This is a genomic window from Candidatus Kryptoniota bacterium (genome assembly GCA_036567965.1).
Classification (GTDB): domain Bacteria; phylum Bacteroidota; class Ignavibacteria; order Kryptoniales; family JAKASW01; genus JAKASW01.
In genome coordinates this window covers 218233-240596 of sequence record DATCTN010000021.1, presented here as the reverse complement: position 1 = coordinate 240596, position 22364 = coordinate 218233, and the positions used below count along the sequence as shown (strand labels likewise).

Sequence of the window (22364 nt, the reverse complement as noted above, 5' to 3'; positions counted from 1 at the left end):
ATTAGCCGTGCAGAAGATGAATTTCAATTACCTCATCCGGTACCGCCCGACCGATTCGACGAGCGGTCCGAACACGAAGGACGGTTTTCTACTTTAACGTATCCGGTGTTGACTTGGCATTTTTCGGCGCAATCAATTTTGATTTGCGGACCGAGTCCGTGAAAAGTGTGTCGAGTTCAACAGTACCAACGTAAGGTATGAAGCCGAATTTCCTGGATTGCTCGATAATATTCTCTCTCAATTGTCTGTCGGCAGACGGAGCATAATCGATCTGGAAAATGCTCGTCTTGAACTTCTTAGCAAACGCCAGAAGGCGCGCGGACTCCCGATCTACCGTTGAGTCCGGCTGAACGCCATATTCATCGGCATCGAAGTCGTATGTGCCTATCAGCCCTTCCACCGCCACACCGTCGACGTCGTTCCCGATTTTGTCTAGAATTCTTGCAGCTCCGTCCACCAGGATGGCGGTGTTGGGCAGCCCCTTGTGAATTTTCTTGATGAGCTTAACTGCGCAATCTTCTGTCTCAGGGAATTCGTCGAGCAGATCCGAGAAGTCCACAAGGAGGCCGCAAAATCCCTTATCCATTATGTCCGGCAGTCTAAATTTTGAAATAACTTCATACCACTGCGGATCGCATAGATCGACGTAATACCGTTCTTTCCATTTAGGATCCGGCCCGAGGAGAATGGATGTGTCTATCATGTCGAAATAGTCACGATAGGTTTCAACTTCTCCGACGTTCAGGTAAGCGAACGGCTGACATCCAAGGGATTTCAATTTCGCGATGTCGGAAGAATCATAATCAGCGGGATCTACAATCACCATATCGAATATTGCCAATTCGTTCAGGGAGTCGTCGGGAAAATAAACTACCGCGAAACTATTCACGCTTCCCAGCGGCGCGGAACAGGGATTGCGATGTTTTGCTTGTGCGAGCAAAACCGACTGAAGTAAGAGAAGCACGAAGAGTGGTTTCATTGCATCCACATGAAGAAAGTAATGCTCAACTCATTAAGAACAAACGGTCAGATTCTTAATGCACCAGCACGCGGGGAGGTAATTGTCAATTATTGCTCGAGTATGTTTCTGGCAATCACCATTTTCTGGACCTCGCTTGTCCCCTCACCTATCGTGAGTAATTTCGAGTCGCGGTAAAATTTCTCCACCGGAAAGTCCTTGATGAAACCGTACCCGCCGTGAATTTGAACGCTTTCCTCGGCGCATCTGACCGCAGCCTCGCTCGCAAAGTACTTTGCCGTCGCTGCTGCCAGTCGAATATCTTTCCCGTTGTCTCTAAGGTTAGCGGCACGATAGGTTAGCAACCTGGCCGACTCTACTTTGGTGGACATGTCCGAGATTTTCCATTGAACTGATTGAAACTCTGCTATTGGGCGGCTGAACTGGACCCTCTGTTTTGCATACCTGATACTGGCTTCGAGAGCCCCACGGGCGACTCCTACCGACAGAGCGGCTATCCCAATACGGCCGGCGTCAAGGACCTCCAGCGACTGCGTGAATCCGTCACCTTCTGTTCCGATAAGATTCTCCACTGGAATTCTCACATCCTCCAGCACGAGAGTAGACGTGTCGCTTGCTCTCATCCCAAGCTTGTTCTCCTTTTTCCCCGCCGAAAGACCGCGCGTCCCTTTCTCGATGACAAAAGCGCTTATACCCTTTTTGCCTTTCGATGAGTCCGTAATTGCCATCACGACGAAAGTATCGCCGACCGAACCATGCGTGGTGAACTGCTTAGCACCGTTCAAGACGTATGTTGTCCCATCACGGACTGCAACTGTCCGCATTGCGCCTGCATCGCTTCCGCTCGTCGGCTCCGTCAGTCCCCAAGCTCCAATTTTCCTTCCAGATGCGAGGCCTGGCAGATACTTCGACTTGAGATCTTCACTCCCGAATCTATAAATATGACTTGTGCAAAGTCCGTTATGAGCAGCGACGGACAGGCCTATCGAGGGGTCGACGGCGGAGATTTCCTCGATAACGATGCAGTAGTCGACGCAGGACAATCCCGCCCCACCGTACTTTTCGGGAAAAACGACTCCCATGAATCCGAGCTCGCCGAGTTTGTAAATTATTTCGAATGGAAATTCCTGCAACTCGTCAAACTTCATAACCAGCGGCCGCATTTCGTTTTGTGCAAATTCCCTGGCAAGTGCGCGCACCTGTTCGCTTTCAGGAGAGAGCTTAAAATCCATTCAGTGTTCCTTTCGTTGGCAGCAGCTGTCGGACCTCTTTGGGGGTCGTTGACATAAGCATCCGGTTTTGTGAAACACCCTTACTTGCTTGTAAGCTCCTCGGCAAGTTGAATCGCGGAGATCTTGTTTGTCAATACAAGATCAATTCGCTCATCGAGATCTGAAAGCCGTTTACGGTTCCAGAAACTCGCATGAAGTTTTTCCGAAACGATCTCGAATACGACTCTCCTGATTCGCGCTTTCCGTTTTTCGGAAAGCTTCCTGCTGCTGACGAGATAGCCGTAATGCTTTTCGATCCCTTCTCGGACCGCGTTGATGCCTTTGCTTTCGCTGGCAACTGTCTTAACAATAAATGGATTCCATCCGTTCAACTCTTCCGATGCCGAATGAGGATGGGCAGATATTTGCAGCATAGTGGAGATGGCATTATACGACTGCTCCACCCCTGGCCTATCCGCTTTATTCAGCACAAAGAAATCGGCAATCTCCATCAGGCCCGCCTTCATGGCCTGTACCGAGTCGCCCGATTCCGGAGTCAGCACTACGATAGTCGTGTCCGCCACCTCGACAACATCGAGTTCGGACTGGCCGACGCCAACAGTTTCAAGAAGAACCAGGTCGAACCCGGCAGCATCCAGAACATCGGCTGCCTGCTGAGTGGTTTTACTCAACCCGCCCAGACTTCCCCGCGTGGCCATGCTCCTTATGAAGACCCCGTCTCGTGCGCTGAGTTCCATCATTCGAACACGATCACCAAGAATCGCGCCGCCCGTAAATGGACTTGTCGGATCGACGGCGACAATTCCTACTCTCTTCCCCCTCTCGTTAAGATCCTTTGTGAGTTTACTGACGAGGGTACTCTTTCCGGCACCTGGCGGACCCGTGATCCCAACCCGATGCGCATTTCCAAGATTCTTGTGAATGCCATTCAGAATACCGAGCGACATTTCGTCCTGATTCTCCACGGACGAGATCGCACGCGCAATCGCCCGCTTGTCGCCAGAGAGAACCCCGCCGATAATATCCGCTTCAAACATTAATTAACGCATTTTCTTTTTGAAGAACTCCACGGTTTGGAATAACCCGTCATGAAGGCTAACGGCAGGCGACCAGCCGAGAGCTCTTTCGGCCTTGTGACAATCCACGACGCTCCTTAACTGTTCACCCGGTTTGGCCGGTCCGTGATTTTCATTTGCAGAGGATCCAGCCAGCTTCCTCAGGACACCAAAGAGCTCGTTCACATCCGTTTCTCTTCCCGTGCCGATATTGAATATCTCATTCTTCGGATATGCCAGTGCGAGGACGTTCGCCCGAACCACATCTCCGACGAAAACGTAGTCACGCGTTTGCTTTCCGTCGCCGTTGATTACGGGCTGCTCGCCGTTGAGAAGCTTATCGGTAAATATCGCGACCACACCTGCTTCGCCGTGCGGATTCTGGCGTGGACCGTAGACATTTGCGTAACGGAGCACGACATAATTCAACCCGTGGACGATGTTGTAAAAATACAAATATTTTTCCACCGTCAGCTTCGCGATCCCGTAAGGAGAAAGCGGACGTGTGGGGTGATTTTCGTCCGCGGGAAAATAATCCTGTTCACCGTAGATCGCACCGCCCGTGGAAGAAAAGATGACTTTCTTTACGCCGTGCTTAACGGCGTTTTCGAGGAGATTGAGCGTACCAAGGATATTGACACTTGCATCAAACATTGGATCTTCCACAGAATGTCTGACGTCCATTTGTGCCGCCAGGTGGTTGATCAAATCGAACTTGCCGCCAGCAAACAGATTAGCGACTTCAGGATCACGGATATCCATTTTATGAAATTGGACGCCACCAGGAAGATTGCTCAGAGAGCCTGAGCTAAGATCGTCAAGCACCGCAACTTCATGGCCTTGGGCGAGATACGCGTCGACAATGTTGGAACCGATGAAACCCGCTCCGCCGGTGACCAGTATTTTCATTTTGAGACACCTTTGTTTTTCTCATACTCGATCGCCTTTTTACCGATGTCATGCCGGAAGTAAATTCCTTCGAAGGCGATCTTGCCGAGCCGCTCATAGGCATGCTTCGAGGCTGTCTGTATCCTCCCGGCCGCGTCGATTCCGGTGACGCCTAGTACTCTTCCTCCGGCTGTCACAATCTTGCCGTCTACTTTCTTTGAACCGGAGTGAAACACTTTTGTCCTGGGATCATCCTGTTCGAGACCGGATATCGGCTTGCCGCTTTCATACTGATCGGGGTAACCTTTTGAGGCCGCCATCACACAGACCGCCGAGTTCCCGTTCAATGAGAGTTTGTAGCTGCCGATCTTTTTGTTTGCAGCGGAATAGAGAAGCACGACTACGGAAGAATCGACGAGTTGTAGAACGGCTTGGGTCTCAGGATCTCCGAACCGCGCGTTAAACTCAACGATTTTTGGTCCCTCGTCAGTGAGCATGAGTCCGCAATAAAGACAGCCTCTAAACGGGAATCCCTCGGCCGATGTCCCCTCGATCACTTTTTCGATGATCTCGCTTCGTGTCCGGCGGAGGATCTCCTGTGTGACAAAGGGCGTCGGGGCGAACGCGCCCATGCCACCCGTGTTCTTTCCGGTATCGTTGTCTCCTATTCGTTTGTGATCCTGAGCAGGAGGGAGCACTACATAATCATGTCCGTCCGTCACCGCGAACACGGAAGCTTCGACTCCCGACATGAATTCTTCCACAACTATTCTCTCGCCGGACTCACCGAAGATCCTCTTGACGAAGAAGTTCTCGATCTCCTTTTCTGCCTCCTTGAAGTTTTGAACAATCGAAACGCCCTTGCCTGCCGCGAGCCCGTCGGCTTTTATCACGAGCGGATATTTCGAAGTCTTAAGATGCTTTTTCAACTCATCCGCCTGCTGGGCCGAGAAGGAGCGAGATGCGGCGGTGGGAATCTTCCATCTTTTCATGAACTCTTTTGCGAACACTTTGCTGGTTTCGAGCCTGGCTGCGAGTTTCCGCGGCCCGAAAATCAATTTTCCTTTTGCTTCGAAGGCATCGACGATTCCAAGCGCGAGGGGTTGTTCAGGCCCCACAATTGTCAGGTCGATCTTGTTGTCGTCCGCAAATCTGAGCAGGGAGAAAACCTCGTCCGCTTTCTGCTTCACGATATGAGCCTGTCGTGCGATGCCGGCGTTCCCCGGTGCACAGTAAATTGCCACGCCGCTGTCGCGCGAAAGGGCGTCGATCAGCGCGTGTTCGCGTCCACCGCCCCCGACGACGAGAACTTTCATCTGTCCTCCCCCACTTTCGCGTACGAGCCGCGATAGTCAAGCTGAAACGCGAGTTCTCTTGCCAGATCCCCGGTCAGTTTGACGCGGTTGTATTCCTGAGCGAAACTCATCGGGATCTCCGGAAGAGTGTCCCTCTCCCACAAGTCATAGAAATCCGACAGAGCTGTCTTGAGCCCGGAAACGTCGTCCGGATTGAACGCACGACCTGCTCCCGATTCGAGGATTGCGTTCCTGGCTATTCCATCCGGAACCAGACCTATGATGGGTTTCCTGCTGCCGATGTACTCGAATAATTTCCCGGTTGAAATCATATCTTCCCCGCGGCCGTTGCCGATCGTCAGCCAAAGTAGGTCGCTCGTCATCAGATATCTGACGGTTGATTTGTGGTCGAGATAGCCGAAGACCTTCACAACATCCTTCAGGCCCAGTGAATCGACAAGCGCAAGATTTTCCTTTCTGAAGTTGCCGATGAACACCGCTTCGATATTATCTTTCAGCTTCGGCTGTTCTTTAAGAAGCTCAGAAAGCGCGCGCAGAAAATACTTCGGAGTCCTGTTCCTATAAAACGTTCCCGCGTACGTTATTCTCATCTTGTCGGTGTGTGGAAGCTTGAGCTCGTTCTCTACCTCGAAATCTTCCGGATCGTATCCTTGCGGTATGATTGCGATGTCATTATATGCCAGAAACCGATATCTGCGGATCATCAATTCCTTTATCCTTCGATTAATTGTAATGATCCGGTTTGAAGTGCGCAACACCTTTTTCTCCATGTTCTGATGAGACATTTTGTGAAAAGGTGTAAGATAAAAATGCAGCGGATTGTCGACCCACGCGTCACGGTAGTCAAGCACAAGCGGAATATTGAATTCCTTCGACAGTGCAGCGCCTATGAGGTGACAAGTGTAAGGCGGAGCCGTCGACAATATTACATTGTATTGTTCCTCCTGGAGTAATTTCCTCGCGGCCTTCATCGCATCGTGCTTCCAGCCGATCTTGTTGTCCGGGACAAAGATAGTCTGGCTCACGCCGCTCAGGAAGTTCCTCAATTTTTCATGAGGCATCTTAACCGGTTTACCACTTTCGAAGAGTCGCGTGGGATCAAGAGAGTTAGTTCTCACGGTTCTGATATTGCTTTCCGTAACTTCGCGCAGCAGGTCGTAGTCCAGTGCGTAATAAGCGGTGGGTGTAACCGTCAACACGGTAGGTTCCCAGCCATAGTTTGGGAGATACTTTGCGAACTTGAGCGTTCGCTGAACGCCGCTCAATCCCATCGGCGGAAAATAGTAAGAGACGATCAGTACCTTATTTTCCATAGGTCGTGATGTAATACTCCATTTCCTTTGAAAAGTGCGTGAGTTGCTCGACGCCGTTCTGCGTCACGACGAAATCATCTTCGATCCTGACACCTCCGATTCCGGGCAGGTATATTCCCGGTTCGATTGTGATGACATTCCCTTCCTCGAGAACGTCATCACTTGTCCTGGAAACTCGCGGGAGCTCGTGGATCCGGAGCCCGACACCGTGTCCGGTTCCATGACCGAAGTATTTTGCGTAACCTTTTCTCTCGATATACGATCTGGCCGCTCGATCTACGCTCTTCGCCGCCACTCCTGCTTTGGCGAAGTCAGCCGCTTTTCTTTGCGCTTCAAGAACGATCTGATAGACTTTGGAGAGCCTGGATTTGATTTTTGGGCCGGTCGAAAAAGTTCTGGTAATGTCTGAGGCATACCCACCGAAGAAACAGCCGAAGTCGATCGTTACCAATTCGTTCTTTTCAATCGTTCTACCGGATGCGATTCCGTGCGGCATAGCACCACGCATCCCGCTCGCGACAATTGTGTCAAATGATTCCTTGGATGCTCCCATCACTTTCTGATTGAACTCGAGCGTGGCTGCCAGTTCTGTTTCCGATTTGCCCGTCCATTCTTCCTGTACCAGTATTTCCAGAGCGGTGCCGCTTATCGAGCAAGCCTGTTTTATCAGCTCTAATTCAGGCTTCGATTTTCTGGAGGCGATCTTCTCGATGACCTGGGATGTCTTTGTGAATTCACCGCTTGATACCTTTGAAGACAACTCATCCAGAGTCCCGACAGAAATTGTATCCTCAATTCCTATCGACAATTTTCTCCCGCGCAGTCCCCGAAATATTTTTTTTGCAAGATAATCTATCACGTTCCCGTCGTAGATTTCGATTTCGCAGCTTGCCACTTCGATCGCAGCTTGTTCTTTATAACGAAAATCAGTAAGGAAGATAGAGCTGTCGGGATAAATCACACAAAGAGCTGTGGTACCGCTGAACGACGTCAGGTACCTGACATTCGACAAATCGGACACGAGGAACGCATCGAGCGACAATCCCCGAATTTGCCTTTGCAGCTCACCGACCGACTTGACTGAGTGCGCTTGCAGCTCGCTAAGCGTCATATATGGTAGTTTGGAGCCTCCTTGACTATATCGATGTCGTGCGGATGGCTTTCGCTGAGTCCCGCGGACGTTATCTTCACAAACTTGCCATTCGACTTAAGCTCGCTGATGTTTCTGCAGCCAAGATATCCCATCGCAGCTCTAAGTCCTCCCACCATTTGATACACGGTGTCGCTCAGTGGTCCGCGGTACGGAACGCGTCCTTCAATTCCCTCAGGGACCAGTTTCTGAATGTCGTCTTCGACATCCTGGAAATACCTATCGCTGCTTCCTGCTTTCATGGCGTCGAGGGATCCCATTCCCCTGTAAGTTTTGTAAGCTCTTCCCTCGTAGAGGACTTTTTCACCGGGGCTTTCCTCAACGCCCGCGAAGAGGTTTCCGATCATGACAGTGTCGGCGCCGGCCGCAATCGCCTTCGGTATGTCTCCTGTTTGTTTGATCCCGCCGTCCGCGATTACCGGGATTTTGTATTTCGATGCAACTGCGGAACATTCCATGACCGCAGTGATCTGCGGGATCCCAATTCCGGCGATTATTCGAGTTGTGCATATGCTTCCCGGACCGATGCCGACCTTCACCGCGTCGACGCCGGCCTTGATTAGATCGAGGGTCCCCTTCTTTGTTCCGACATTTCCTGCCACCAACTGCAGTTCAGGATGTTTCCTCTTCAATGTCTTGACCATCCCGATCACGCCTTTGGAATGACCGTGCGCTGTGTCGACGATTATGACGTCGACACCTGCTTTCACAAGGGCCTCGACACGATCAAGAGTTTCCGACTTGACGCCGACAGCTGCGCCGACGCGAAGTCTGCCGCGCTCATCTTTCGACGCGTACGGATAACGCTTCTTCTTCTGTATGTCTTTGAAAGTTATAAGTCCTCTAAGTCTGCCGGAAGAGTCGACCACCGGGAGCTTTTCGACCTTATGCTTCTGCAATATTTTTTCGGCAGCTTCCAGAGTAGTTCCAACTCTTGCCGTGACGAGATGTTCGTGGGTCATGAACTCTGAGACCTTGCGATCATGGTCGTCGACAAACCGGAGGTCTCTGTTCGTGAGAACTCCGACCAGAAGCTCACCTTTGACGATCGGAATTCCCGAAATGTGGTATTTGTTCATGAGGGCTATCGCTTCACGGACCGTGTGATCGGGACCCAATGTCACGGGATCCGAGATCATTCCGCTCTCGGACCTTTTGACGTGATCGACTTCCTCAGCCTGTTTTTCTATCGAAAAATTCTTGTGAATGATTCCGATTCCTCCCTCACGTGCGAGCGCGATCGCAAGTTCGCTTTCCGTGACGGTGTCCATTGCGGCGCTGACAAGCGGAATGTTGAGCTCTATCCCGCGGGTGAATTTTGTCCTGACACTTGTCTCTCTCGGCAAGACCGCCGAAAAATTCGGAACAAGGAGCACATCATCAAAAGTGAGTGCGTCCCCTGTAATCTTTCCGTTCATCCTCATTTATTATCTCTCCCTCATGTGTACGCCTGAAAGCCGGTGATGTCGCTCCCGATTATCAGAGTATGGATGTCGTGCGTCCCTTCATATGTGTATACGCTCTCCAGGTTTGCCATGTGCCGCATCACCGGGTATTCATCGAGTATGCCGTTAGCTCCCAAGATTGTCCGCGCGACGCGAGCGATCTCAAGCGCAAAATGTACATTGTTCCTCTTCGCCATAGAAACCTGGGTGAACTTGTGCTTCCCCTGATCCTTCAGCCTTCCAAGCTGAAGGTTCAACAACTGACCTTTTGTAATTTCGGTGAGCATGAAGACCAGTTTATCCTGGGTCAACTGGAATGCAGCGATGGGTTTGTCGAATTGAATTCTGGATTTTGCGTAATTAAGAGCCGAGTCGTAACACGCCATTGCTGATCCCACTGCTCCCCATGAGATTCCATATCTTGCCTGATCGAGACACATGAGGGGAGACTTCAACCCGCCCGATCCTGGCAAAATATTTTCACGCGGGATTGCACAATCCTGGAACACTAGCTCGCTCGTAACTGAAGCACGAAGCGAATGCTTGCCCTTCATTTCCGGTGCCGTGAATCCGGGCGTACCCTTCTCCACCAGGAATCCCCTGATCTGGTTTTCGAGTTTAGCCCAGACGACCGCTACATCTGCGATGGTCCCGTTCGTTATCCACATCTTTGCGCCGTTAAGCACATACTTGTCTCCTTTCAACTCGGCGCGAGTAATCATACTTCCGGGATCAGAACCGAAATCGGGTTCAGTCAATCCGAAACAGCCGATCGCATCGCCCTTGGCCAGCCCCGGAAGCCATCGGTCCTTTTGTTCTTCGGAACCGAAAGTGAAAATAGGAAACATGACGAGACCGCTTTGTACTGAAGCAAAACTCCGAACGCTTGAGTCGCCTCGTTCCAATTCCTGCATGATGAGACCGTACGCCACGTTGTTCAGTTCCGCGCACCCATACTTCGCCGGGAAGGTCGGGCCGAGGATACCGAGCTCGCCCATCTTCTTCACAAGATGTTTCGGAAATGTTCCTTCTCGGTAATGTTTCTCTATGATGGGAACAACTTCGTTCGACACGAAGTCACGCACGGTGTCCCTGACAAGTTTCTCTTCGGCAGATAGGAGGCTCTCAGTATTAAAGTAGTCAACGCCGCCAAACTGTACCATCGCAACCTCAAGATTTTGGTGGGTTCTCCGTCGACTCGCCGGATGCAATAAGCAAGCCGCCGGATCATATTTTTGTCCGATCAGAGGAGATCAGATTGGCAGAAAAAATAGCCAAGAATTGGCTCAGAATCAAGGTTGTCGCGGCAGCACGATAGTGACATGCAACGTCAGGGTGTGCCGAGATCATTGTACTGCCAACGCACTGATATGTCCATCCAAGAATCTTCGAGGCTGTTCTCAATGATCGAATTTGCCACTCCCTTTGAGTTTCCTTCCATCCAAATCCGGGTGCAGCGCATCGCGAATCCTTCGATGAGCCTCGACTCGTCATCACGTGAGAAATTGGGCGTTGCCGATACTCTTTCTCGTTTGACAGTGACTCTTTATTTCTTTAGTTTTCCAAATCGGAATCTGTTCAACCGCGTGAATTCAAGTCGTCAAATATTATAATCTTACATAATTCAATGAGACTCGAATGGAGAACTTTAAAGAAAAGTCAGCGATCGTAACAGGTGCTTCGAGCGGGATCGGTCGGGCGACCGCAAAAGCACTCGCAAGATCGGGGGCTAATGTGGTCGCCGTTGGAAGAAACAGAGAACGGCTGGAGTCATTGAAGACAGAGATCGATGGATCGGGTTCATTATCGATTGTACAAGCCGACGTGACCCTCGAGGCTAATCGCAAGAAATGCGTCGATAAGGCTTTGGAGCGCTTTGGCGGAATCGATATTCTAATTCAAGCGGCAGGAATAATCGCGAACGGGACCGTGGAGAATACGACCGACGCGCAATGGAACGAGATGATCGAAATAAATCTGACCTCCGTTTTCCGGCTCATGCAGCTTGCCCTTCCTTCTATTATCAAGCGGAAGGGAAATATCGTGAACGTATCCAGCGTGACGGGAACCAGAGCGTTTCCGAATGTACTCGCCTATTGCGTGAGCAAGGCCGGGGTGGATCAGCTTACAAGATGCGCAGCCCTCGAGCTGGCACCCAAGGGTGTGAGAGTAAACGCGGTAAATCCCGGCGTCGTAGAGACGAATCTCCACAGGAACAGCGGGATGAACGAAGAGACCTACGCAGGTTTCCTCGAACATTCCAAAACTACTCACCCAATCGGACGCGCCGGCAATCCGGAAGAGATTGCCGACTTGATTCTCTTCCTTGCCTCCGACAAGGCGTCTTGGATAACCGGCGTCACTTACAGCATCGACGGAGGACGGGCACAGACATGCTTAAGGTAAGAGTAGAAATAAATCTGGAGGTGCAAAATGTCTGAACACGAGATGGATGATGAGCTTCAGGAAATGTATGAGGACCCAAAGCGCCGTGAGAAGGTTCTCTCAAACGACGTCCTGAGATTGCCAATAAAATCAGTAAGACTTCAGGACGCGATTTCCATTTCACCTGAATCGAGTGTCCTGGAGGCGATCGAGCTCATGAAGTCGCACAAGATGGGATGTCTCCTCGTAGTGGACTCAAAGAAAGTCGTAGGGATATTCACGGAGCGAGATCTCCTTTACAAGTTGGCCGGCACGAAGAACGACTTGTCGGCGGTCAAGGTCAAACAGTACGACACTCCGAACCCTGAAATGCTTCAGGCGAATGACGAGATCGGTCACGCCCTCAATCTCATGCACATAGGCGGCTACAGGCATATTCCGATAGTGAACGCAAAAGGAGAACCAAAGGCCGTACTCTCTATAAAGGACATTGTCTCTTTCCTTTGCGAATACTTCCCGGAGGACGTCCTTAATGTTCCTTCAAAACCGCTGAGGACGACGACCGAACGCGAGGGAGCATAGTTTAGGAAAACTCTTAGGAGTAAGCGGGACCCGATGCAGATTTGAGCCCCGAGAATAAATTGACTTCCTTCTCAGCGAAGCGAACGCCTGAATCTATTGACGCTCAGCGAGAGGACAATTGTTCCTATCGCGAGGAGCGCGAGCGTTTGAGGTATTAGATCGCCGAAGTTGTCGCCTTTCAGAAATATTCCCCTGACTATCTCAAGCGCGTACCTTATCGGGATAATATAAGTCACGTACTGGAAGAACTTCGGCATGTTTTCAATCGGGAAAATAAAGCCTGAAAGTATCAACATCGGAAAGAGGAGGAGAAATTGCGCAGCCATTGTTGCCTGTTGCTGCGTCTTCGATATCGATGAGACAAATATCCCGAATCCAAGTCCGACGATGACAAATAGAACGCTGAGAGTGAGTAATGCAGGCAAACTCCCTGAGAGGGGAATTTTGAAGAAGAAGACCGCCACAATCAGAACGAGTGACACCTGTATGAAGCCAGTGATCGTGAACGGGATCATTTTCCCGAGAATAAACTCCCAATCGCGTAGCGGTGTGACTACTATTTGCTCGATTGTGCCGGATTCTTTCTCTTTCACGATTGCCATAGCGCTGATGACAGTCATGACAAGCATTAAGACCATCACCAGAACGCCGGGGACCATGAAGTTTACGCTTTTCAGATCTTGATTATACCAGGCCCGGGTCTGCGAGGTCACCTGCGGCAGGTCTGAAGGATTCTTTATCAGGTTGAACATTTCGGCACGCTTAACGAGGATGTTGCGCGCATAACTGGCCGCAATACTACTGGCGTAACTGAGTCCGATGCCTCCTGTGTTTGAATCCGAGCCGTCTGCGGCGACGACAAGCTGCGGGTTCCTCCCCGCCAGCAAGTCGCGTCCGAAATTGACCGGCACGATAAGCGCAATTCCAGCAGCGCTCCTCCTGAAGTACGTGTCGATGTCATTCATATCCCGGGAACGACCGACAAGATTGAAGTATCCCGATCCTGAATAGTGTTCGATGAGCTCTCTGCTTTCTTTGCTGTTATCCAGATCGCAGACGACCATCGGAATGTTTTTTATATCGAGCGACGCTGCATATCCGAGAAGGACTAGCTGGAGGATCGGAGCAGCAAAGAGCATCCCGACCATTCTGCGGTCTCGCCGCATCTGGAGGAACTCTTTTTTCACGACATGGAAGACTCTATTCATCTCAAATTCCCTTCGCGGCTGTGCGCCGTGAGGCAGTCACCAGGACGACAACGAAAATGATTATAAGCGGAACAATCTGATCCCAGATATCGAAAAGACCAGAACCCTTCAGGAGAATTCCTCTCAAAGAAGCTATGAAATATCTCCCCGGGAATAGATAAGTAATTGTCCGCAGCCAGAAAGGCATGCTGCTAATGGGAAATATGAAACCCGAAAGTATCATGTTCGGTAGAAACCCCAATGCTCCCGCGGCCAGGTAAGCCTGAGCCTGGGTTGCAGTAGCGGTCGATATGAGAATTCCAATCGCCAGACTTGCGCTCAAAAACAGGATTGTAACCGCAACAAGGAGAATCACGCTTCCTCTTATCGGGATGCCGAACAGGACTACGCTGACGGTGATTACGACGAGGGTGGCCAGCAATGAGAGAACAAAATAGAGGAGAGTCTTTCCAAGTATTACTTCCAGAGGTCTTACAGGCGCAAGCAGAATGTGTTCCATCGTACCACGTTCCTTTTCACGAACGATGGAAATGGCCGGAATCAGCATGGTAAGTACCATCAGGATAAAAGCAACCAGGCCGGGAACGAGATACTTCATACTTTGAAGCTCTGGATTGTAGTAGACTCTCGGTCTAAAGTCGATTGCCCCCGACGAGATTGAGAACCCCTTCCGGTTCATGTACCTCACAGTCAAATCCTGAGAAAAGTTCTGGACAATCCCTTCGATATAGCCCATGATTATGGTGGCATTATTGGAATTTGTCCCGTCAATGACGACTTGAACGTTTGTAGATTTGCCGCGCAGGATATCTTTCGCGTAATCGCGCGGAATAACCAGTACAGCAGTAGCCTTACCATCCTGGATGAACTTGTCAACCGCGGGTTCATCCGACACATTCCCGGCAAAATCAAAATATTCCGTGCTGAAGAATTTCTGTGCCAGTTCACGGCTTTCCATCGTTTGCGAATCATCCAGGAGACCTAGCCTCACGTGCTTCACATCAAAATTAAGTGCATATCCGTAGAGCAAGAGCATTAACACGGGTGTAAAGATAATAGCCGCCAGCGTAAGCTTGTCGCGCTTCAGTTGCCTGAATTCCTTAGTATAGATCGTCAGTACATTCTCAAACACTCTTCAACTTCCCCTGTTCGCGTTAACAAAGATATCTTCGAGAGTCGGCGCGGCTTTCGTGATGGAGAATCCCTTCTGTTTGTGCTCGTTCAGGAATTTCTCTATTGACCCAACCGGATCATCGGCTTGCGCGAACACGTGGACGCTTCCTCCGAGAATCGATGCTTCGGTCACCCACGGCTCGGCTTCCAGTAGGTTGAAAACCTGAACCGGATTATTGGTTTCAATTTCAAATAGCGGGAGATCGGCAAACTCACGCCTGATGTTTTCCGGCGAACCATAAACCACTATGTTCCCGCCATGCATCATCAGCACTCTCTCGCAAAACTCCGCCTCCTCCAAATGGTGCGTCGTGACAATCATCGTGGCGCCGCCACGCGACAATTCTCCTATCAATCCCCAGAACTTATCACGAATGACCGGGTCCACTCCGCTTGTCGGTTCATCCAGAAAGACGACCTTCGGTTGATGAAGCACTGCGCAGCCGAGAGCCAGCCTCTGTCGCCATCCCAACGGCAGATCCTTGGTGAGGATATTTTCCCTCCCTTTGAGGTCGGCAACCTCCACTACCCAGTCAAATCGTTCCTTGAGTATGCTGTTGCTCAATCCGTAAATCCCGCCGTAAAACTCGATATTCTCCTTGACGGTGAGGTCGCTGTAGAGTGAGAACCTTTGAGACATGTAACCGATGCTCTGGCGGACCAGTTCGGGATGGCGGGTTACGTCGATCCCCGCGACGAGTGCCTCTCCGGACGTAGGTCTGGACAATCCACAAAGCATTTTGATCGTCGTTGTCTTGCCCGCGCCGTTGGCGCCGACAAAGCCGACGATCTTCCCTTCCTCGACTTCGAATGATATTCCGTTAACAGCAGTGAAGTCCCCGAACTTCTTTGTCAGATTCGATGCCTTGATTGCGAGCGCCATCTTACAGCTGGCCGGTCGCCTTTTCAAGACTAATGCGCGCTATCTCGAGACCCGTAAGCGCCTGGGTGTAATTGAGTTTTGTTTGTAGAAGTGCGATCTCGGCATCCATCAGATCAGTGTTTGTAACCAGACCGACTTTGAATTTCTGGTCCGAAATTCTGTAGCTCTCTTCGGCATCATTAACAGCCGTCTGAGCAACGGCAATTTTGTCTTTTGCCTGTTTAAAATTCAGGTAACTCTGGGTCACGTCTAGATACACTGCGTCGGCAGTCTGTTTCAACGCGAGGTCGGCTTGTTCACGCTGGGCTCGCGCCTGGTCTACTTTAGCTTCAGTCTGCCCCCAGTTCCAAATAGGAAGACTGATCATTACGCCGGCATCCCAGGTGTTCTTGAAGGCGTCGGTTGGCGGTTGAATCCTCTGGTTGGGTCGTTGATAGTACAAGTCTCCGACGACAGCTACCTGCGGCAGGTATGCTCCCCAGGCGGCTGCCACGGCGGCATCCGCTGCTTGTCCCTTCAGTTTGAGCGATTGCAGCTCGTTTCGGTTTTCGAGCGCCGTGTGGAGCAATGCGCCGATATCCTGCATTGTCGTGTCGCCCGTCTGAGGGACCGAGGTAATAGTGTATTCCTTGTTTAGTGGTACACCGAGGACATTATTCAAGGCCACCGCCGCCAGTCTCAAATTGTTCTGAGCGTCGAGAAGCATCAACTGGGCGTTTGATACTTGAACCTTCACACTTAGTACGTCGCTCTGCGTTAACATACCCTGGTTCAACATGTCCTGGGCCTGTTTGTAATGGAGCTGCGTGCGGTCAAGGTTCTCCTGCATGAACTGCGCGGCTTCCATTGCCTGGTAGAGGTTCCAGTAAGATGTCGCGATCTGCACTTCTAGATTTGATCTATCCGCTTTCGAATCATATGTAACTGCTTCGGCTGTCTTCTCGGCTGCCTTCGATGAGTTTAGCAGCGTGAACCCTGTGAATATCGGCTGCTGGAGCTGAAGTTGCAGATTGTAATAATCGTACAGGTTCTGATAGAGCGAAAATGACAGCGGCGTCGGATTGCCGAACTCTCCCACCGGAATGGTCACATTGAACGGAGGAACAGTCGATAACCTGGTGTATCCACCTTTGAGTGTCAGGTTTGCCCAACGGTTTGCATTCACTTCATTTGATTTCTCCTGTGCAATCGAAACATTGAGCTGCGATATCTTAAGCGACTTAGAATTCTCGAGACCAATTTGTATGGCATCTTGTAGCGAAAGCGTTGTCTGAGCAGAAGATGTCATTGCCCACCCGATTAACACAATCCCAATAATTGCTCTTTTCACTTTAGTTTCCTCCGTGCGAATTAGCCGACAGCCGATAGTCCTTTTGCATGTAATCCGATACAATCGAACAATCGTCCGGCATTTTATTGTTTTATCAGACTTGTAAAGATATTGTCAAGCGAAGCGCCGATCTCTTTCATCTCCGCCTTATCATCAACGGATTTTCTCACGGCGTCGAGCACGGACATTACATCCATCTCCGTGTGATGATCGGTGACAAAGTTTATCCTGTCGCCAAGTATTATGACGTTTTCAACAAACTTAAATTTCGAAACAACGGCATGCGCCTCGCCGAGATTTCTCGAATGAATCTCATACACATGAAGGTGCGTTTCAGACGTCAGCGCTGCCACAGAATCGTACCTCAGGAGCTTGCCCTGATTGAAGAGCGCGACTCTACTGCATCTTTCAGCTTCGTTCAGATAAGGAGTAGCGACGAGAATCGTCATGGAGTTCTTGAGGAATGTGGCAAGGATGAGCCACAATTCTCTCCTCGATACAGGATCGACTCCTGTTGTAGGTTCATCAAGAATCAGAATCTTCGGCTGATGAATTACCGCGCAGCAAACTCCAAGTTTCTGTCGCATACCGCCGGAGAGCTGATCTCCGAGACGATTTTTAAAACCATTTAGGCGCGCGAATCTCAGCAGCTCGTTTCCACGTTGCTCCCAGTCCTTCACCTTATGGATCTTGCCGAAGAACTCGATGTTCTCCCAGACGGTAAGATCGCCGTAAGCCTGACTTACCTGAGAAAGGTAACCGATCTCTTCTTTAAGCTGCTGGCGGTCTTCAAGAAAAGTCTTGTCATTGATAACAATTTTGCCCGAAGTGGGTTCCAGCGCCCCGGCGATCATCCGCATGAAGGTTGTCTTCCCCGCACCGTCGGGCCCGATTATGCCCACCAGCTCACCTCGCTGAATTTCCAGAGTGACTTCGTCGACTGCGATAAGGTCGCCGTATTTCTTCGTAAGGTTTTCTACTCTGATTATCATTTGGTGTATATGGAAGCGTCAGCAGGCAGGCCGGCCTTTAAATAATTATCCGGATTAGGTATGCCGATCTTTACAGCGAATACAAGTTTGATACGGTCTTCCTTGGTTTCGACGTTCTTCGGGGTGAACTCGGCGGTCGGAGAGATATAGATTACTTTTCCGTCGAATGGGTGGTTCGGCATGCCATCGAGTACCACTTTAGCTCCGTTACCTAGTCTAATCTTTGCCAGGTCGACCTCGTTCACGTAGACAGTCATCTTCATCATCCGGAGATCAGCGACAGTGTAGATGGGCGTGCCGACGTTCGCGTAATCTCCAACCTCTACAAGTCTTTCCAGCACAGTTCCGTCGATTGGATTCAAAACGTAGGAATGCTCAAGCGATATCGTCGCATAATCGAGTGCAGCTTGTGCCTGCTCGACCTGCGCGGCCGCGGTCCTGATTTCCTCGGGTCTGGCAAAATGCTGCATCTTCTCGAGAGTCTGTTTTGCCGATTGCATCTGTGCCGAAGCGACCTCATACTGTGCCTGGGCCGCGTCCATCTGGGATTGCGAAACGCTGTGGTCACTAAACAGTTTCGTTGTGCGCTCCATTGCGAGGTTCGCCAGGTTGAAATTCGCTTCCGCTTGTTTGACACCCTCTTCCGCTACTCTCAAGTCCTCACTTCTGGCGCCTTTGACAAGCATGTCATACTGTTGGCTGGCCATAGTGAGAGCCGCCTGAGCTTGGTTCACTTGTTGAACGATCGAGCGGTGGTCTATTTCCGCGAGCGTGTCACCCTTCTTTACGATTGCCCCCTCTTCGTAATTGACCTTCATAATACGGCCCGGTACTTGCGCTGCAATTGAACTCTCGGTTGCCTCGATCGTTCCGGTCGCTGACACATCGTCCTTATCCGAGCTGGAGCTGCATCCAACGAGAGAGACTGCGGCAGCCAGGATCACTGCGGTAGTCACGACACGAATATTAAAACTCACTTTCTTACTAACACTCCTTCCATAAAGATCTTGAACAGTTGCTTCGGTAATACCTCTTCGGTAACAGAATGTCTCGCGAGGAAGTCGGAATTAAAGAGTTCCTTTGCTGCCCCCAGGTAAGCAATGACAAACAGGTCGATATTTAGATCCTTGCGGACAGTTCCCTGTTTCTGTCCTTCCCTGATTATGCTTGGAGCTACTTTAGTTATGAAATACGTGAGGATTGCCTGAATTTTTTTTGAAACCGATGGGACGCTATGCACGACGTCGGCCATAAGTCTTTGCCAATCTGGATCGACAAATCTCGGAAACATCTCAGCGACCCGCTTGATCCGATCATCCGCGGGGCCGTTGTCCGCCAGGAGGGCTTTAAACGCCTCTTCTCCGCGTTTAACTCTTTGATTCACTATCTCTTCGAGGATCGTCTCTTTGCTCGCGAAATGTTTATAGACGGTCTTTTTGCTGATCGCGAGTTCGGTCGCGATCTCGTCCATCGTGATCCGCTTGAAGCCGTGTTGACTGAACTTCTTGTACGCGAGCTCGACTATGGCTTGCTTTACTTCAGATTCGTCTGATACCATGGAAACTAATTTAGTGTTTTGAGTTTCCAATGTCAAGGGGGAATATAATGCTTGATCGGTACTTCTTTTGGAATCGGAGTTTAAGCGGCGGGCGTGAGAAGCTGGAGGAAGCTCTTGGCGATTATCTCTAGGTCCAGCCAAATCGATTGATTTCGGGCGTAGTAGACATACAGTTTTTCCACTTCTTCCTCGGAAAGGGTTTGGCCTCGATTGAGCTGTACTACACCTGTGATTCCCAGCTTCCCGAAAATCTCGTCGCCTCCCTGCGGGTAATACTCGGAGCGACCGACAACGGACCAGCTTCCGTTCAGGACCCGCGATAGATTACCGAAGACCCTCGCCGCGGTAGAGTCGCGTTTGAACAATCTCGCGGGAAGCAGGATCATTCCCGCAACCAGGACAAAGAAAATGTCAAAGCTACGCTTCAAGATCTTGTTGCGGCGCCGATTGATGCTGTAGTTGATATCCACCAGCGGAACATCCGCCAGCCCATCGACATAAGTTTTGCCGATTATTACGTCCATCGTGTCGGGCACAAGTTTGAAATGTACCCCCTTGTCCCTGACACTGGCGACAGCCTGGAGAACCTGCGCATAAGAGATCCGGCCTGAAGCGAAGACAACGTCGTCCGCTCGCCTCTCACGAACAATTTCGGGAAGTTCGCTTAAAGTACCCACGACTTTGATCCCGAGAAGCCTGGCTTCATCAGTCACTCCTTCCGAGACCACGCCGATAATATCAAAGCCCATCGCAATCCTGCCCCGCATCTTCCGTATCAGCTCGATGGCCCTCTGATCCATACCAACAACCAGAGTCCTCCTGCCAAATACTGGGTGTCTCGAAGTACCCACCGAACTCCTGAGTTGATATACCAGCCTCCAACCGGGTATAAGAATTACCATGAAGATTCCGGCAATCAGAACGATCAATCTGGAGAAGGCAAATGCCTTGAAAAAATACGTACCTGCCGAGACGAGCAGGAATGTCAGAAAGGCAGTAAGAAACGAATATCGAATTGAAAATTTATTTTCACCGTACACGCCGAGGCTGCCGGCCAACGTAACGAGTATTATTCCAGGCGCAAGATAAAAAACAGGTTTGCCATAGCTTGGAATTGAGTAGAGCTTGTGGACTCGGAGATACTCGCCCACGAACATCGCACAGACGCTTATAAGGTAATCGATCAGCACGGGAGACATGTCTCTCAGCAAATGTGAAAACGAATGTGCGAAACGGCTAAGCACGATTGCCACATTTAGCAATCGCGACAACATTGTCCCCGACCCATACCTTTTCTCCACGAAGATTATCATCGCCCTGTAGAATTCGTATGTCTGTTTAATGGTGCTTCGTCTCGTGCTTTCACCTTTAAAGTGAATAGCGGTAGTCTCCGGATTATAGTAAATCTTATATCCCGCCTTCTTAATCTTGTAGCATAAGTCCAGGTCCTCACCATACATAAAATAGTCTTCATCGAAGCCGCCCACCTTCTTGAATACAGCTCTCGGAATGAACATGAAGCTTCCGCCAATCGCATCGACCTCATGGCACTCTCCGGGATTGAGATAGGTCAGATTATATTTTCCGAACATCTTTGTTCGTGGAAACAGGAAACTAAGTCCGGAGATCTTTGTGAATGCCACCCAGGGAGTTGGGAAACTTCTCCTGCAGGATTTCTGGAGAGTCCCGTCGGCGTTCAGCACTTTACAACTTGACGCACCTGATTCCGGATGTTTCTCCGAGAACTCCAGCATTCTCTTTACCGTGTCTTCGGCAACAACGGCGTCAGGGTTTATGATCAGAAGGTACTCTCCCGTGGACGCACTTACACCCTGATTATTGGCCCGTCCGAAACCGACGTTTGTTCGGTTCTCGATCAGTTTTACATTGGGGTGATTTTTTCTGACAAACTCGACGGTGTCGTCATCGGAGAAATTATCCACCACGATTGTCTCTGACGGGACTCCTTCGAGCGCACGCCTCAGTGAGGCGAGGAGGTTTTCCAGGAAGCCACGGACATTATAGCTTACAATTACTACCGAGACTTGCGGAATCAATGATTTCTCAGCCTGAGGAACTTGAGCAGCCTTCCGACTCCGAGGATAAGGACTATCTTCACGCCCTCATAGACGATCCTTTTCGACATCTTGCTCGAGCCGACGCGCCGCTCGGTAAACACAATAGGCACTTCCACAAGTTTGAATCCCCGGCGATATGCGCGGGCATTCATCTCCACTTGAAAGGCGTAGCCGTTCGATCTTATGGAATTGAAATTGAAGGACTTCAGTACCTCTATCTTGAATGCTTTGAAACCGCTTGTCATGTCGTTCACCGGCACACCGGTCACGACTCTCGCAAAAATATTTGCACTATAGCTGAGGAGGAGTCTTTTCATCGGCCAATTTAAGACCGATACGCCGAAGGCGTAGCGTGAACCGATTGCTACATCGGCATGATTCTGGAGTGCCTGATGAAACTTCGGAATCTCATTGGGCTCGTGCGACAGATCCGCGTCCATTTCAACAACGAAATCGTATCCATGCTCGATCGCGTAGCGGAATCCTTCAACGTATGCGGTCCCCAGACCCGACTTGTTCTTGCGGCTTAATAGGCGAACACGTATGTCCGACAGAGAAATATCCGAAACGATCCGGGCGGTACCGTCGGGGGAACTGTCGTCTACCACGAGTATGTCTGTATCGGGATTGGAACTGAATACTTTCCTGATGATCGCCCCAATATTTTCTGCTTCATTGTATGTGGGAATCACAACCAGCGTCTTCGCCTTGTGCTCCTGTGAAGCCTTCGCAGTGGACGGGGTTTCCGATACTTGACTTAACATGTCACCTCCGAACTATCCGAGCCAAATGGATTA

The 22364-nt window shown here is 50.4% G+C and carries 20 protein-coding genes; 2 read left to right on the top strand and 18 right to left on the bottom strand.

From position 1 onward, the window contains the following. Positions 1–88: 88 nt before the first annotated feature. The 9 genes from VIS48_09390 to VIS48_09350 all read right to left on the bottom strand — a co-directional run bounded on the left by VIS48_09390 (position 89) and on the right by VIS48_09350 (position 10541). Positions 89–979 (bottom strand): endo alpha-1,4 polygalactosaminidase, encoded by an 891-nt coding sequence (locus tag VIS48_09390; protein HEY9166361.1) that lies wholly within the window; start codon positions 977–979, stop codon positions 89–91. 89 nt (positions 980–1068) lie between these two features. Continuing rightward, positions 1069–2211, bottom strand: a complete 1143-nt coding sequence (locus tag VIS48_09385; GenBank protein ID HEY9166360.1) for an acyl-CoA dehydrogenase family protein — start codon at positions 2209–2211, stop codon at positions 1069–1071. A gap of 80 nt (positions 2212–2291) precedes the next feature. Next, a complete protein-coding gene (gene meaB / locus VIS48_09380) occupies positions 2292–3248 on the bottom strand; it encodes a methylmalonyl Co-A mutase-associated GTPase MeaB (GenBank protein ID HEY9166359.1) in 957 nt (318 codons plus the stop codon). Between the two features lie 3 nt (positions 3249–3251). Next, positions 3252–4175 (bottom strand): NAD-dependent epimerase/dehydratase family protein, encoded by a 924-nt coding sequence (locus VIS48_09375; protein HEY9166358.1) that lies wholly within the window; start codon positions 4173–4175, stop codon positions 3252–3254. Then, entirely contained in the window at positions 4172–5470 is a 1299-nt protein-coding gene (purD, locus tag VIS48_09370) for a phosphoribosylamine--glycine ligase (protein ID HEY9166357.1), read from the bottom strand. The genes VIS48_09375 and purD overlap by 4 nt, the downstream gene beginning before the upstream one ends. Continuing rightward, positions 5467–6783, bottom strand: a complete 1317-nt coding sequence (locus VIS48_09365; protein ID HEY9166356.1) for a glycosyltransferase family 4 protein — start codon at positions 6781–6783, stop codon at positions 5467–5469. Before VIS48_09365 ends, purD begins: the two co-directional genes overlap by 4 nt. Beyond that, positions 6773–7894, bottom strand: a complete 1122-nt coding sequence (locus VIS48_09360) for an aminopeptidase P family protein (GenBank protein ID HEY9166355.1) — start codon at positions 7892–7894, stop codon at positions 6773–6775. The genes VIS48_09365 and VIS48_09360 overlap by 11 nt, the downstream gene beginning before the upstream one ends. Next, positions 7891–9351 carry an IMP dehydrogenase gene (guaB, locus tag VIS48_09355; protein HEY9166354.1) on the bottom strand — a complete coding sequence of 487 codons (1461 nt, stop codon included), beginning with the start codon at positions 9349–9351 and terminating at the stop codon, positions 7891–7893. The genes VIS48_09360 and guaB overlap by 4 nt, the downstream gene beginning before the upstream one ends. A 20-nt stretch (positions 9352–9371) precedes the next feature. Next, a complete protein-coding gene (locus tag VIS48_09350) occupies positions 9372–10541 on the bottom strand; it encodes an acyl-CoA dehydrogenase family protein (GenBank protein ID HEY9166353.1) in 1170 nt (389 codons plus the stop codon). 475 nt (positions 10542–11016) lie between these two features. Here VIS48_09350 and VIS48_09345 point away from each other — a divergent pair, with 475 nt between their 5' ends. Continuing rightward, on the top strand, positions 11017–11784 hold the full coding sequence (locus VIS48_09345; GenBank protein ID HEY9166352.1) for a glucose 1-dehydrogenase: 768 nt from the start codon (positions 11017–11019) through the stop codon (positions 11782–11784). A 27-nt stretch (positions 11785–11811) separates the two neighbouring features. Continuing rightward, positions 11812–12345, top strand: coding sequence for a CBS domain-containing protein (locus VIS48_09340; GenBank protein HEY9166351.1), 534 nt, complete (start codon positions 11812–11814; stop codon positions 12343–12345). A gap of 71 nt (positions 12346–12416) precedes the next feature. Here the strand turns inward: VIS48_09340 and VIS48_09335 are convergent, their stop codons facing one another. The 9 genes from VIS48_09335 to VIS48_09295 all read right to left on the bottom strand — a co-directional run bounded on the left by VIS48_09335 (position 12417) and on the right by VIS48_09295 (position 22331). Next, positions 12417–13553, bottom strand: a complete 1137-nt coding sequence (locus tag VIS48_09335) for an ABC transporter permease (protein ID HEY9166350.1) — start codon at positions 13551–13553, stop codon at positions 12417–12419. Position 13554: 1 nt separating this feature from the next. Further along, a complete protein-coding gene (locus tag VIS48_09330) occupies positions 13555–14685 on the bottom strand; it encodes an ABC transporter permease (GenBank protein ID HEY9166349.1) in 1131 nt (376 codons plus the stop codon). A 3-nt stretch (positions 14686–14688) separates the two neighbouring features. Continuing rightward, positions 14689–15636, bottom strand: coding sequence for an ABC transporter ATP-binding protein (locus tag VIS48_09325; protein HEY9166348.1), 948 nt, complete (start codon positions 15634–15636; stop codon positions 14689–14691). Continuing rightward, complete coding sequence (locus VIS48_09320; protein ID HEY9166347.1) at positions 15611–16939, bottom strand: TolC family protein; 1329 nt, start codon at positions 16937–16939, stop codon at positions 15611–15613. The genes VIS48_09325 and VIS48_09320 overlap by 26 nt, the downstream gene beginning before the upstream one ends. A gap of 83 nt (positions 16940–17022) precedes the next feature. Next, complete coding sequence (locus VIS48_09315; GenBank protein ID HEY9166346.1) at positions 17023–17931, bottom strand: ABC transporter ATP-binding protein; 909 nt, start codon at positions 17929–17931, stop codon at positions 17023–17025. Then, positions 17928–18908: an efflux RND transporter periplasmic adaptor subunit gene (locus VIS48_09310; protein HEY9166345.1), complete on the bottom strand. Its 981-nt coding sequence runs from the start codon at positions 18906–18908 to the stop codon at positions 17928–17930. The genes VIS48_09315 and VIS48_09310 overlap by 4 nt, the downstream gene beginning before the upstream one ends. Then, the gene (locus VIS48_09305) at positions 18905–19489 is read right to left on the bottom strand and encodes a TetR/AcrR family transcriptional regulator (protein ID HEY9166344.1); all 585 of its coding nucleotides are present in this window, start codon (positions 19487–19489) and stop codon (positions 18905–18907) included. Before VIS48_09305 ends, VIS48_09310 begins: the two co-directional genes overlap by 4 nt. Before the next feature lie 80 nt (positions 19490–19569). Then, on the bottom strand, positions 19570–21546 hold the full coding sequence (locus VIS48_09300) for a glycosyltransferase (GenBank protein ID HEY9166343.1): 1977 nt from the start codon (positions 21544–21546) through the stop codon (positions 19570–19572). Beyond that, on the bottom strand, positions 21543–22331 hold the full coding sequence (locus VIS48_09295; protein HEY9166342.1) for a polyprenol monophosphomannose synthase: 789 nt from the start codon (positions 22329–22331) through the stop codon (positions 21543–21545). Before VIS48_09295 ends, VIS48_09300 begins: the two co-directional genes overlap by 4 nt. Positions 22332–22364 lie beyond the last annotated feature (33 nt).